The sequence below is a fragment of the Variovorax sp. NFACC27 genome (genome assembly GCF_048301545.1).
In the GTDB taxonomy this organism is placed as follows: Bacteria; Pseudomonadota; Gammaproteobacteria; order Burkholderiales; family Burkholderiaceae_C; genus Variovorax; species Variovorax gossypii.
In genome coordinates, this window is sequence record NZ_CP157613.1 from 7,196,766 (window position 1) to 7,209,816 (window position 13,051).

The following is a 13,051-nucleotide window of genomic DNA, read 5'->3' on the forward strand; positions in this document are numbered from 1 at the left end:
CCGTCGCCGGTCGGTCAGTCGAACGGGAGGTAGTCGGGAATCACGAGCGAGGCCAGCAGCTTCCCCATGTCCGCCGGATTGCGCGTGACGTGGATGCCGCACTCCTTCATCACCGCGAGCTTTTCCTGCGCGGTGCCGCGGCCGCCGGAGACGATGGCGCCCGCATGGCCCATGCGCTTGCCGGGCGGCGCGCTTGCGCCCGCGATGAAGCCGACCACGGGCTTGGTCATGTGGTCGCGGATCCAGCGCGCGCATTGCTCCTCGGCGTCGCCGCCGATCTCGCCGACCATGATCACGGCGTCGGTGCGCGGGTCGTCGTTGAACATCTTCAGCACGTCGATGTGCCGCAGTCCGCCGACCGGATCGCCACCGATGCCGACCACCGTCGACTGCCCGATGCCGAAGCTCGCGAGCTGGCTCGCGGCCTCGTAAGTCAGCGTGCCCGAGCGCGAGACCACGCCGATGCGCCCTCGCTGGTGGATGTGGCCGGGCATGATGCCGATCTTGATCTCGCCGGGCGTGATGAGCCCCGGGCAGTTGGGGCCCAGCAGCTGCGTCTTGCTGCCCTGCATGCGGTGCCGCGTGCGGATCATGTCGCGCACCGGGATGCCTTCGGTGATGCAGATGACGAGGTCGAGCTCCGCATCCACCGCCTCGTCGATCGCGGCTGCGGCGAAGGGCGGCGGCACGTAGATCACGGAGACGGTCGCTCCGGTCTCGGCCTTGGCCTCCTTCACGGTGCCGAAGATCGGGATGCCTGCCATCGACTGGCCGCCCTTCAGCGGGTTCACGCCCGCGACGAAGCAGTGCCTGCCATTACCGTACTCCAGGCAGGCCTGCGTGTGGAACTGGCCCGTCTTGCCGGTGATGCCCTGCGTGATGACGCGGGTGTGCTTGTTGATCAGGATGGACATGTCGCAAGCTCCATCGACTTTGGGGATGAGCGCTTCATCGCTGGCGCTCCCAGTTGCTGGCCGCCCCGATGGCCCGCTGCGCGGCCTCGGCGATGTCGTCGGTGTTGATGATCGACAGGCCCGACTGCGCGAGGATGGTCCGCCCCAGGTCCTCGTTGGTGCCCTTCATGCGCACGACCAGCGGCACCGCCAGGCCGGTCTCGCGCGCCGCGGCGACCACGCCGTGCGCGATCACGTCGCACTTCATGATCCCGCCGAAGATGTTGACCAGCACCGCCTTGAGCTTCGGGTTGCGCAGCATCAGCTTGAAGGCTTCGGTCACCTTCTGGGGCGTGGCGCCGCCGCCCACGTCGAGGAAGTTGGCGGGCGCGCCGCCGTAGAGCTTGATCGCGTCCATCGTCGCCATCGCGAGGCCCGCGCCGTTGACGAGGCAGCCGATGTCGCCGTCGAGCGCGATGTACGAGAGGTCGAACTTCGAAGCCTCGACCTCGATCGGGTCTTCCTCGTCGGTGTCTCGCATGGCCGCGATCTCCGGCTGGCGGAAGAGCGCGTTGGCGTCGAAGTCGAACTTCGCGTCCAGCGCGATCACGCGGTTGTCGCGCGTCAGCACCAGCGGGTTGATCTCCGCCAGCGAGGCATCGCTGCCGTCGAAGGCCTGGTAGAGGTTCTGCATGAGCACGCGCGCCTGCACCAGCGAACGCTCGGTGATGCCGATGCGGCGCGCCATGCCGTCCGCGTCCGCGATGCGCAGGCCGGCATCGGGGTCGATGAAGAGCTTGTGGATCTTCTCGGGCGTGCGCGCGGCCACCTCCTCGATGTCCATGCCGCCTTCGCTCGAGGCCATCAGGGCCACGCGCTGCGAATTGCGGTCGACCACGAAGCCGAGATACAGCTCCTTGTCGATCTCGACGCTCTCCTCCACCAGCAGCTGCCTCACCACGCGGCCCTCGGGGCCGGTCTGCGGCGTCTTCAGCGTCATGCCGAGCATCTGCCCGGCGTGGCGGCGCACCTCGTCCACCGACCAGGCCGGCTTCACGCCGCCGCCCTTGCCACGGCCGCCCGCATGGATCTGCGCCTTGACCACCCAGGCCCGGCCGCCGATGCGACTGGCGGCGTCGGCCGCCTCGTCGGGCGAGCGGCAGACGAATCCGCGAGGGGTCGCCACGCCGTATTGGCGCAGCACTTCCTTGCCCTGGTATTCGTGGATGTTCATGGCCGGAACGGGTCGTTCATTTGAATTGGAGGAATTCAGGCGCCGAGCTCGACGCCGTGGCTTTCGGCCCAATTGAAATAGCTCGAAGAGGCCATTTCCCGTTTTCTGTGAATTTCCTTCTTCTGCTCGATGGCGACCGCCAGGAATTCGGCGTCGTAGGCCTTCAGGAGATGTGGCTGGTGGGTCTTCAGGTAATGGCCGATTCGCTCGTTCGCGTCCTGGCCGAGGCCCATCAGGCGGTCGTAGGTCTCTCCGTCCCAATGCCAGCGCAATCCCAATTCGAAGAATGCGGCGTTGTAGGCATTGCGCTCGATTTCATCGCGCCAGTATTGGACGGGCGAATGGTTTTCCATGATCTTCTCCTTGAATGAATGCCGAAGAGGTTGAATTGATCGAGAAATTCCGGCGAGTTCAAAATGTAGGATCGATGGACGATAAATAAAAATTAAATGAATTTATAAAAACCATTCACCATGAGTTATTGACCGGAGGCGCGCAATTCGCAGGCGCAGGACCCCCCTGCGCCGCCCGCAGGCGGCGCTGTCTCAAGACTCGAAGATGACGGGAAGGCGGGCCTGCGCCGCGCCTCAGATCACGCGTTCGGCCCGCAGGGTCGCCAGGTCGTCCGCGCCGTAGCCGAGCTGCCTCAGCACTTCCTCGGTGTGTTCGCCGAGCAGCGGCGAACGCGTCACCACCGTCGGGCTGTCGGACATCTTGATGGGGTTGCCCACCGTCAGGTACTTGCCGCGCACCGGGTGGTCGACCTCGACGATGGTGCCGGTCTCGCGCAGCGATTCGTCCGCGGCGATCTCCTTCATCGACAGGATCGGCCCGCAGGGAATGTCGTACTCGTTGAGGATGTCCATGGCCTCGAACTTGGTCTTGGTCATGGTCCACTGCTCGATGCGCGCGAAGATCGGCTTCAGGTGCAGCAGGCGTGCGGCCGGCGTGGCGTAGGCCTCGTCGTTGATCCAGCCTTCCTCGCCGATGACCTTGCACACCGCCGGCCACACGGCCGCCTGCGTGATGAAGTAGATGTACGCGTTCGGGTCGGTCTCCCAGCCCTTGCACTTCAGGATGGAGCCCGGCTGGCCGCCGCCCGATGCGTTGCCCGCGCGCGGCACCGCGTCGCCGAACTTGCCGTCGGGGTACTGCGGGTACTCGTGCATGGTGCCGGTGCGCTCCAGGCGCTGCTGGTCGCGCATCTTCACGCGGCAGAGGTTGAGCACCGCGTCCTGCATCGGCGCGAGCACCTGCTGGCCGCGCCCGGTGCTGTTGCGCTGGAAGAGCGCCGCCAGGATGCCGAGCGCCAGGTGCAGGCCGGTGCCGCTGTCGCCGATCTGCGCGCCGGTCACGAGCGGCGGGCCGTCCTCGAAGCCGGTGGTGGAGGCCGCGCCGCCGGCGCACTGGGCCACGTTCTCGTAGACCTTGCAGTGCTCGTACTTGCCGGGCCCGAAACCCTTGACCGAGGCCACGATCATGCGCGGGTTGAGCTTCTGGATGTGGGCCCAGGTGATGCCCATGCGGTCGAGCGCGCCGGGCGCGAAGTTCTCCACCAGCACGTCGCAGGTCTTGATCAGGCTGTCGAGAACCTCCTTGCCCTTGGGGTTCTTGGTGTCCAGCGTGATCGAGCGCTTGTTGTGGTTCAGCATCGTGAAGTAGAGGCTGTCCGCGCCGGGAATGTCGCGCAGCTGGCCGCGCGTGGCGTCGCCTTCGCCGGCGCGCTCGACCTTGATCACGTCGGCGCCGAACCACGCCAGCAGTTGCGTGCAAGTGGGGCCGGACTGCACATGGGTGAAGTCGAGGATGCGGACGCCCTCGAGTGCTTGGCTCATTGACTGTCTCCTTCTTGACCTGGGAACTGCAGTTGACTGTGCTCGCCGGTGCCACGATCGGCGTGCCAGGCAAGGCGGGACGACGCCGCGGGCTCGCGCCCGCAAGGAGGAGCAACGCCGCATGGCGCGTCGAGGGTGGTGCTGGCGGGCGCAGTCAACTGTCGTTCCCAGGTTCGTTCATCGTGGCTTCGACTTCTACCAGACGGGCGCGAAGTTTGCGCTCCTCCGCGAAGCGGGCTGTCTCGTCGCGGACGATGGCGACGATGCCGGTGACCTCGCGATCGGCGGAGAACAGCATCGACACCGTGAAGGCGATGGAGAGCGTGTGCCCGTCCTTGTGCAGCGCGGGAACGCGCAGCAGGTCGGCGCCGTACTTGGTGACACCGGTTTCCATCGTCTTGTTGTAGCCGTCCCAGTGCCGCTGACGTTGGCGCTGGGGAATGATCAGGTCGAGCGACTGGCCGAGGGCCTCGGCCTCGCTGAAGCCGAAGATGCGCTCGGCTGCGCGGTTCCACAGCGTGATCGCGCCCTGCGCGTCGCACACCATGATCGCATCGCCGGCGCCTTCGACGAGCTGCTTGAAATCCAGGTTCGCTTGCATGAGTGCCTCCCGGGCGCTGACTGCTGGCTGGGGTCTGTCACTGTGCGGGGGAATCTGGTTGGTGTGAAGCCCCCCGCACAGGGCTGCTGCTGCCCTACACGGCCTTGGCCGCGTGCAGGCTGGCGATCTGGTCCTGGCTGTAGCCGAGCTCAGCCAGCACGTCGTCGGTGTGCTCGCCCAGCAGGGGCGAGGCGGTGACTTCGGGCTTGAGGTCCGAGAACTTGATCGGGCTGCCGATGGTCCAGTAGCTGCCGCGCTCCTTGTGCGGGACTTCGACGATCGAGCCGCTCTTGCGCAGCGACTCGTCGTGCAGCAGTTCCTTCATCGACAGCACCGGGGCGCAGGGGATGTCGTGCTTGCGGAAGATGTCCACCGCCTCGAACTTGGTCTTGTCCTTGATGAAGTCCTCGATGGTGGCGAAGATCTGCTCGATGTGCGGCTGGCGGGCCTTGGCCGTCATGTAGTCGGGGTCGGTCTTCCACTCGGGCTTGCCCAGCGCGTCGCAGATCGGCTCCCAGGCATGGCCCTGCACCGTGAAGTAGATATATGCGTTGGGGTCGGTCTGCCAGCCCTTGCACTTCAGGATCCAGCCGGGCTGGCCACCGCCGCCGGCGTTGCCGCCACGCGGCACGACCTTGTCGGCGAATGCGCTCATCTCGTGCGGGTACTGCGGGTATTCCTCGAGGTAGCCCACGCTGTCCAGGCGCTGCTGGTCGCGCATCTTCACGCGGCACAGGTTGAGCACGGCGTCCTGCATCGAGCAGGCCACCTTCTGGCCCTTGCCCGTCTGCTCGCGGCCGATGATGGCCGTGAGGATGCCGATGGCCAGGTGCATGCCGGTGTTGGAGTCACCCAGCGCCGCCGCCGAGATCGTCGGGACGGAGTTCCCGCCCTTCCACCAGCCGGTGGTGGAGGCGGCGCCGCCGGCGCACTGCGCCACGTTCTCGTACACCTTCAGGTCCTCGTAGTGGTGGCCTTCGCTGAAGCCCTTGACCGACGCGACGATCATCTTGGGATTCAGCTCCTGGATGCGTTCCCAGGTGAAGCCCATGCGGTCCAGCGCGCCGGGGCCGAAGTTTTCCACCAGCACGTCGGATTCGCGGATCAGCTTCTCCAGCACGGCCTTGCCCTCGGGCTTCTTCGTGTCCAGCGTGATCGAGCGCTTGTTGCTGTTGAGCATGGTGAAGTAGAGCGCGTCGACGTCCGGAATGTCGCGCAGCTGCGAGCGCGTCACGTCGCCCGCGCCGGGGCGCTCCACCTTGATCACGTCGGCGCCGAACCAGGCCAGCAACTGCGTGCACGCGGGGCCGGCCTGCACGTGCGTGAAGTCGATGATCTTGATGCCGTTGAGGGGCTTGTTGCTCATTGGGATATCTCCTTGAATGAAACGAAACGCGGGTTACTTCTTCTTCGCCGTGGCGGGGTTCAGGCTCGTGATGCGGCCGCTCTCGGTGCCGGCGGTCTCGTCGATGACGGCGTTGATCAGCGTCGGGCGGCCCGAGGCGACGGCCTCGGCCAGGGCCTTCTGCAGCTCGTCGGCGGTGGTGGCGTTGACGCCGACGCCGCCGAAGGCTTCCATCAGCTTGTCGTAGCGCGCGTTCTTGACGAACACCGTAGGCGCCACGTCGGGCGTGCCGCTGGAGTTCACGTCGGTGCCGCGGTAGACGCCGTTGTTGTTGAAGACGATGACGCAGACCGGCAGGTTGTAGCGGCAGATGGTCTCGACCTCCATGCCGCTGAAGCCGAAGGCGCTGTCGCCCTCGATGGCGATCACCGGCTTGCCCGTGACCACGGCGGCGGCCACGGAGAAGCCCATGCCGATGCCCATGATCCCCCAGGTGCCCACGTCGAGGCGCTTGCGCGGCTCGTACATGTCGACGATGCTGCGCGCGAAGTCCAGCGTGTTGGCGCCCTCGTTGACGACGATGGCGTCGGGCCGTGCCTTCACCTGGTCGCGGATCACGCTGAGCGCGCTGTGGAAGTTCATCGGCGAGGGCCGCGCGGCCAGCGTGGCCGCCATCTTCGACAGGTTCTTGTCCTTGCGCTCGGCGATGGCGCCGGTCCACTCGGCCGGCGGCTTGGCCCACTTGGCGTCGATGCCGGCCAGCAGCGCAGCCACGCAGGAGCCGATGTCGCCGATCACGGGGGCCTCGATGGCGACGTTGCTGTCGATCTCGGTCGGCGCGATGTCGATCTGGATGAAGCGCTTGGCGCCCTTCTCCTGCGCCCAGGTCTTGCCCTTGCCGTGCGAGAGCAGCCAGTTGAGGCGCGCGCCGACGAGCACCACCACGTCGGCCTCCTGCAGCACGTAGGAGCGCGCGGCGGCTGCCGACTGCGCGTGCGTGTCGGGCAGCAGGCCCTTGGCCATGGACATCGGCAGGTAGGGAATACCCGTCTTCTCGACCAGCGCGCGGATGTCGGCATCGGCCTGCGCGTAGGCGGCACCCTTGCCGAGCAGGATCAGCGGGCGCTTGGCGCCCTTGAGGATGTCGAGCGCGCGCTGGACGGCGTCGGCCGCCGGGATCTGGCGCGGCGCGGCATCGACCACCTTGATGAGCGAGGCCTTGCCGGCCGCCGCGTCCATGGTCTGCGCGAAGAGCTTGGCCGGCAGGTCGAGGTACACGCCGCCCGGACGGCCCGACAGCGCGGCGCGGATGGCGCGCGCGATGCCCACGCCGATGTCCTGGGCATGCAGCACGCGGAAGGCGGCCTTGCACAGCGGCTTGGCGATGGCGAGCTGGTCCATTTCCTCGTAGTCGCCCTGCTGCAGGTCGACGATCTCGCGCTCGCTGGAGCCGCTGATGAGAATCATCGGGAAGCAGTTGGTGGTGGCGTTGGCCAGCGCGGTGAGGCCGTTGAGGAAGCCGGGGGCCGACACGGTCAGGCAGATGCCGGGCTTCTGCGTGAGGAAGCCGGCGGCGGCGGCGGCATTGCCGGCGTGCTGCTCGTGGCGGAAGGAAATGACGCGCAGGCCTTCGGCCTGGGCCATGCGCGTGAGGTCGGTGATCGGAATGCCGGGCAGGCCGAAGATGGTGTCGATGCCGTTGAGCTTGAGGGCATCGATGACGAGATGGAAGCCGTCGGTGGTCTCGCCCACCGGCGTGCTGTCTTCCGTCACGCTCTTGAGGACGCGGACCACCGCGTCGCCTTCGGCATCACGGTTTTTCGCAGGCTTGAGGGCTTCGTCCAGCGTGGTGGCTGCCTCTTTCTCTGTTCTGACTGAAGACATGTCTCTCCTTCTGCATGGGTGAATGGCCTAGGCCCGAGCCGCGACTATGATTCGGGCCAAACTTTCGGCCGTTGACCTCGGTCAACTTTCCCGAAAACGGCGCAGCCCCCGATGAGCAGCGCCGGCAGCGAACTCGAGAAGACGGTGACCATGACGTTGTTGGAAAACCATCCGGAGAAGAACATCATTCGTGCCCAGCTCCGGCAGAACGTGCTTCTCAAGGACCTGAGCGAGGCGGATCGCGCCGAACTGGAAGCCCATCTGGTCATCGTGGACGGCAACAAGGGCGAGTTCCTGCTGCACCAGGGCGTGCGGGAGATGGAGCAGTACTTCATCCTCGACGGCATCCTCAAGCGGGTGGTGAGCAACCCGGAGGGCAAGGAGATGATCCTTCGCTTCGCCGACGAGAACGACATGGAGACGAGCTACGCCGCGCTGCGGCTGGGAACGCCCACGCCCTACGGCATCGTCTGCGTGACCAAGGCGCGGGTGGCGAGCCTGCCGCTGAAGGAGTGGATCGCCTTCCTGAACAAGCATCCCGAAACCAAGGAACTGTTCGAGTTCCTGGTGATGCGCGGAATGAGCGAGATCATGGCGCACACCATCACGCTGCACCTGCTCGACGCCGCGGGGCGCGTGCACCGGTTCATGCGCAAGCATCCGGAGCTGGAAGACCGGATTCCCAGCAAGGAGCTGGCTTCGTATCTGAATCTCTCAGCGGAAACCCTTAGCCGGCTTCGCAAGCGCGGGAAGATCTGAACGCGGCTCAGGGATTGCTCCCTCTCCCGCTTGCGGGAGAGGGAGCAAGAAGCGAATTCCAGGCTCCGCGCTCAGGTCTGCTTCGCCGAAGCAAAGCGCCGCGTGCTGGCCATCAGCCTCAGCTGGTTGTGCACCCCCGTCACGCCCACCACGGAAGCCGCGATGTTCTCGGTCTGTGCTCTCTCCTCGCTGTCGAGCACGATGCCGCGCAGCAGCAGCTCGCCCTGGTTCGCAGTGATCGTCACGTTGATGTCGCGCGTCGCATCGTGCTCCTTCAGCGCGGCGCGCACACGTGCCTCCAGCGCCATGTTGGCGAGCAGCGCGCGCGAGGCCGGCGTTTCGGCGAACTCGGGGCGATTCACCATCAGCCTGATCTGCTCGACGCAGCTCTCGACCGACAGGCGGTCCGTGTTGAGCACCAGGTCGTAGAGCACCGGGTCGCCCCAGGTCACGCCGAACTGCGAATGCATGCGCGCGGCGTGCGCCTGGTCGCTGCGGCGGATCTCGGCTTCGGCGAATTCGGCGTCGTCGGTCTCGAGGTCTGCCATCAGCCATTCGACCCGTTTCTTCATGGAGCGCGTGATGCGCACGCACACCACGTGCGGCACCGCCCGCAGCAGGCAGGTGGCGCCCCAGCCGCGCAGCACCACGTTGCCGCGGTCGGCCAGCGCGAAGAGCTCTTCGGCGGTGTAGAGCGCCACGCTGCGCCTGTCGGTGGTGAGGCGCTCCACCAGCCCCGCCTTGCCGCTGCGCAGCCGGCCGATCAGGCTCGTGGAGACCTGCATCCGGTCGGCCACGTGCTCGATGACCTCGTGGCGCATCACGGCGAGGCCGAGCGTCTCGGCGAGTTTCAGCGAAACATCCTTCGCGAGGGAACCCATCTCCTGGGTCAGTGCGATCACTGGCATGTGCTCTCCTCCTTCCTTCAATCCACCGGCCGCTCGACCGCGAACTCGTCGGGCTTCTTCGGCTTTTTCACGAAGGCCAGCGCCTTGGAGATCAGCGGCCAGAACAGCAGCACCAGCGCCAGCGTGGTGATGCCGCCGACCAGCGGATTCGAGAACATCACCATCACGTCGCCCTGCGACACCAGCATGGCCTGGCGGAACGAGTCTTCCGCCTTGTCGCCGAGCACCAGCGCCAGCACCAGCGGCGCGAGCGGGAAGTCGAGCTTCTTGAACAGGTAGCCCAGCACGCCGAAGCCGAGCATGAACCAGATGTCGAGCATCGCGTTGTGCACGGTGTAGGCGCCGATCGCGCAGATCACGATGATCACCGGCGCGATGATCGAGAACGGAATGCGCAGGATCGACGCGAACAGCGGCACGGTGCTCAGCACCACGATCAGCCCGACGATGTTGCCGAGGTACATGCTTGCGATGAGGCCCCAGACGAAGTCCTTCTGCTCGACGAAGAGCAGCGGCCCGGGCTGCAGGCCCCAGATCAGCAGACCGCCCAGCAGCACCGCGGCGGTGGGCGAGCCGGGAATGCCCAGCGCGAGCATCGGCAGCAGCGCGCTGGTGCCGGCCGCGTGCGCGGCGGTCTCGGGCGCGACCACGCCTTCGGCTTCGCCGGTTCCGAACTTGGCGCCCTTCTTCGACATCTTCTTGGCGAGGCCGTAGGCCATGAACGAGGCCGGCGTGGCGCCGCCCGGCGTGATGCCCATCCAGATGCCGATGAGCGAGCTGCGGATCGAGGTCAGCCAGTACCTGGGCAGCTGCTTCCAGGTCTGCCACACCACCTTCGGGTCGATCTTCGCGCTCTTGCCCGAGAACTTCAGGCCCTCTTCCATCGACAGCAGGATCTCGCCGATGCCGAACAGGCCGATCACCGCGATCAGGAAGTCGAAGCCGCGCATCAGCTCGGGCTGGCCGAAGGTCAGGCGCAGCTGGCCGGTGACGGTGTCCATGCCCACGCTGGCCAACGCAAAGCCCAGCGCCATCGACGCGAGGATCTTGAAGGGCGAGCCCTTGCCCATGCCGACGAAGCTGCAGAAGGTCAGCAGGTACACCGCGAAGAATTCCGGCGAGCCGAACTTGAGCGCGAACTTCGCGACCAGCGGCGCGAGGAAGGTGATCATCACCACCGCGAGGAAGGCGCCCACGAACGAGGAGGTGAAGGCGGTGGTGAGCGCCGCGCCGGCCTGTCCGTTCTGCGCCATCGGATAGCCGTCGAAGGTGGTGGCCACCGACCACGGCTCGCCCGGGATGTTGAACAGGATCGAGGTGATGGCCCCGCCGAAGAGCGCACCCCAGTAGATGCACGACAGCATGATGATGGCCGAGGTAGGCGACATCGTGAACGTGAGCGGCAGCAGGATCGCGACGCCGTTGGCGCCGCCGAGCCCCGGCAGCACGCCGATCAGCACGCCGAGGATGATGCCGACGAACATCAGGCCGATGTTCATCGGCGAGAGGATCACCGAAAAGCCCTGCATCAGGGCACTGATTTCTTCCATTTCGCTTGTGCTCCTTGGGTCGGGTTCAGTAGCCGAGGAATCGAAGCGGATCGAGCGCGCCCTTGAAGAGCGGCACCTTGAACCAGACCTCGAACATGCAGAAGAAGAGCGTGTTCACCGCCAGCGCGGCGAACACGCTCTTGAACCACGCGTACTTGCCCAGCACCACCATGAAGAGCGCGATGTAGATCGCCGACGCCACGTAGATGCCGAGAATGGAGATCGCCAGCACGTAGACAGTGGCCGGCACCAGCACCGACAGCACGCGCTTGAGCTGCACCGAGTCGACGAAGACCGCGGTGTTGCGGTTCTTGCCGAGCAGCGACTGGTAGAGGATGCCGGCGCCCGAGATCGTGATGATCACGCCGATGAAGAACGGGAAGTAGCCGGCGCCGGGGCCGTCGGTGGTCCAGCCGGCGCCGAGCTTGCGCGCCTCGAAGACGACCACCAGGCCGATGACCAGCAGCGCCACTGCGACCGCCGCCTCTACGAGGTGAGTGGAGATGCCCGTGCGCGCCGGGCCCTCGGATGTTTCGTCGTGCTCCATGGAGCCCCCATCGTGGTTGTGTGGAAGAAGGAAATCGGCGTGCACTCCTGGCGCACGCGCCCGCTGCCGCAGGGCGCGGCAGGCGGTCGTCGGCGGTCTGCCCGCCTACTTGTTGCTCGCGAGGAATCCCGCGTCGGACATCAGCGTGCGGTGCGTGGCCTCGGCTTCGGTGAGCCATTTGGCGAAGGCATCGCCGGTCATGAAGGTCGGGTTGAAGGCACCCTTCTCCATGTACTCCTTCCACTCCGGCGTCGCGGCCACCTTGGTCAGCAGGTCCTTGTAGAAGGCGAGCTGGTCGGGCGTGACGCCGGGCGGCATGAAGATGCCGCGCAGCATCGTGTACCTGGTGGGCACGCCCGCTTCCTTGCAGGTGGGGATGTCGTTCCAGGACTGGGTGTCGGTGACCTTGGCCTTGAACGGCATGCGCTCGTCGTCGAACACGCACAGCGCGCGCAGCTTGCCCGCGCGCCACTGCGCCACGGCCTCGATCGGGTTGTTGACCGTCGACTGCACGTGCCCGCCCACCAGCTGCACCGCCACCTCGCCGCCGCCCTTGAAGGGCACGTAGATGAACTTGGTGCCGGTGGCTTTCTCGAGCGCGACCGTGATGATCTGGTCTTCCTGCTTCGAGCCGGTGCCGGCCATCTTGAACTTGTTCGGCCCCGCGGCCTTCACCGCGGCGACGTATTCGCCGGCGCTCTTGTAGGGCTCGGAGGCGTTGGTCCACAGCACGAACTGGTCGAGCGCCAGCATCGCGACCGGCGTCATGTCCTTCCAGTTGAAGGGCACGCCCGTGGCCATCGGCGTGGTGAACAGGTTCGACAGCGAGATGACGATCTTGTGCGGATCGCCCTTCGCCTCCTTCACCGCCAGGAAGCCCTCGGCGCCCGCGCCGCCGGACTTGTTGACGACGATCAGCGGCTCCTTCATCAGCTTGTACTTGATGACGATGCCCTGCAGCAGGCGCCCCATCTGGTCGGCGCCACCGCCGGTGCCGGCGGGAATCACGAACTCCACCGGCTTGGTGGGTTCCCATGCGAAGGCGGGCGCGGCACCGGTCACCAGCGCCGCCGCGGCGGCAGTGGTGGCAAGTACGGCAGTCGCGCGGCTCAGAACATTCGAGGCGATCTTCTTCATCAGGGTGTCTCCTGTGTAGTGATTTCGCTCTTTTTTGTTCTTGAATCTGAGCAGAGATGCGAACGGGCACGATGGTGCGCGCCGACGATTCGAGGCGGCTTGATCGCGGTCAACTTTTCGAAGATTTCGTATTCGGGTTAGCCCGCGCTGGCGATGCGCGCGGGGCTGCTCGCGACCCCGGACCGGACTGTCATCGCAAACCCTATAAAATCGCGGGCGCGCTGCGGACTCACCGCCTCGCGCATCCATCCGGTCTTCGTAGTTCAATGGATAGAACGGGGTCCTCCTAAGACTCAGATACAGGTTCGATTCCTGTCGAAGGCACCAGCAAGCCGTTGATGTTCAACGGCTTTTTTTT

Annotated in this window: 12 protein-coding genes and 1 tRNA gene; 2 read left to right on the forward strand and 11 right to left on the reverse strand. The window is 66.0% G+C overall.

Going from position 1 to position 13,051, the window contains the following annotated elements; genetic code table 11:
* Positions 1-14: 14 nt before the first annotated feature.
* From sucD to oxc, 7 genes are all read right to left on the reverse strand, one after another.
* Positions 15-914, reverse strand: a complete 900-nt coding sequence (gene sucD / locus ABL840_RS33760) for a succinate--CoA ligase subunit alpha (RefSeq protein WP_093206554.1) — start codon at positions 912-914, stop codon at positions 15-17.
* A 34-nt stretch (positions 915-948) separates the two neighbouring features.
* A complete protein-coding gene (gene sucC / locus ABL840_RS33765) occupies positions 949-2,127 on the reverse strand; it encodes an ADP-forming succinate--CoA ligase subunit beta (protein WP_093304437.1) in 1,179 nt (392 codons plus the stop codon).
* Between the two features lie 35 nt (positions 2,128-2,162).
* Positions 2,163-2,480 carry a hypothetical protein gene (locus ABL840_RS33770; protein ID WP_093206552.1) on the reverse strand — a complete coding sequence of 106 codons (318 nt, stop codon included), beginning with the start codon at positions 2,478-2,480 and terminating at the stop codon, positions 2,163-2,165.
* A gap of 234 nt (positions 2,481-2,714) precedes the next feature.
* Positions 2,715-3,962, reverse strand: a complete 1,248-nt coding sequence (frc, locus tag ABL840_RS33775; RefSeq protein WP_093206551.1) for a formyl-CoA transferase — start codon at positions 3,960-3,962, stop codon at positions 2,715-2,717.
* Positions 3,963-4,116: 154 nt separating this feature from the next.
* Positions 4,117-4,563: a PAS domain-containing protein gene (locus ABL840_RS33780; RefSeq protein ID WP_093304438.1), complete on the reverse strand. Its 447-nt coding sequence runs from the start codon at positions 4,561-4,563 to the stop codon at positions 4,117-4,119.
* Between the two features lie 94 nt (positions 4,564-4,657).
* Positions 4,658-5,929 carry a formyl-CoA transferase gene (frc, locus tag ABL840_RS33785; RefSeq protein ID WP_093206549.1) on the reverse strand — a complete coding sequence of 424 codons (1,272 nt, stop codon included), beginning with the start codon at positions 5,927-5,929 and terminating at the stop codon, positions 4,658-4,660.
* A 33-nt stretch (positions 5,930-5,962) separates the two neighbouring features.
* Positions 5,963-7,792, reverse strand: coding sequence for an oxalyl-CoA decarboxylase (gene oxc / locus ABL840_RS33790; protein ID WP_093304440.1), 1,830 nt, complete (start codon positions 7,790-7,792; stop codon positions 5,963-5,965).
* Between the two features lie 150 nt (positions 7,793-7,942).
* On the opposite strand from oxc, the gene ABL840_RS33795 reads away from it, so the two are divergent.
* Positions 7,943-8,551: a Crp/Fnr family transcriptional regulator gene (locus tag ABL840_RS33795; RefSeq protein WP_056595369.1), complete on the forward strand. Its 609-nt coding sequence runs from the start codon at positions 7,943-7,945 to the stop codon at positions 8,549-8,551.
* A gap of 71 nt (positions 8,552-8,622) precedes the next feature.
* On the opposite strand, the gene ABL840_RS33800 is transcribed toward ABL840_RS33795, so the two are convergent.
* The 4 genes from ABL840_RS33800 to ABL840_RS33815 all read right to left on the reverse strand — a co-directional run bounded on the left by ABL840_RS33800 (position 8,623) and on the right by ABL840_RS33815 (position 12,693).
* Positions 8,623-9,459, reverse strand: a complete 837-nt coding sequence (locus tag ABL840_RS33800) for a cytidylate kinase family protein (RefSeq protein ID WP_093304442.1) — start codon at positions 9,457-9,459, stop codon at positions 8,623-8,625.
* A gap of 17 nt (positions 9,460-9,476) precedes the next feature.
* Complete coding sequence (locus ABL840_RS33805) at positions 9,477-11,009, reverse strand: tripartite tricarboxylate transporter permease (protein WP_093206546.1); 1,533 nt, start codon at positions 11,007-11,009, stop codon at positions 9,477-9,479.
* A gap of 25 nt (positions 11,010-11,034) precedes the next feature.
* On the reverse strand, positions 11,035-11,556 hold the full coding sequence (locus ABL840_RS33810) for a tripartite tricarboxylate transporter TctB family protein (RefSeq protein ID WP_093206545.1): 522 nt from the start codon (positions 11,554-11,556) through the stop codon (positions 11,035-11,037).
* Between the two features lie 105 nt (positions 11,557-11,661).
* Positions 11,662-12,693, reverse strand: coding sequence for a Bug family tripartite tricarboxylate transporter substrate binding protein (locus ABL840_RS33815; RefSeq protein WP_176947539.1), 1,032 nt, complete (start codon positions 12,691-12,693; stop codon positions 11,662-11,664).
* Positions 12,694-12,945: 252 nt separating this feature from the next.
* Between ABL840_RS33815 and ABL840_RS33820 the strand changes: the two genes are divergently transcribed.
* Positions 12,946-13,020 (forward strand) — tRNA-Arg (locus ABL840_RS33820).
* Positions 13,021-13,051 lie beyond the last annotated feature (31 nt).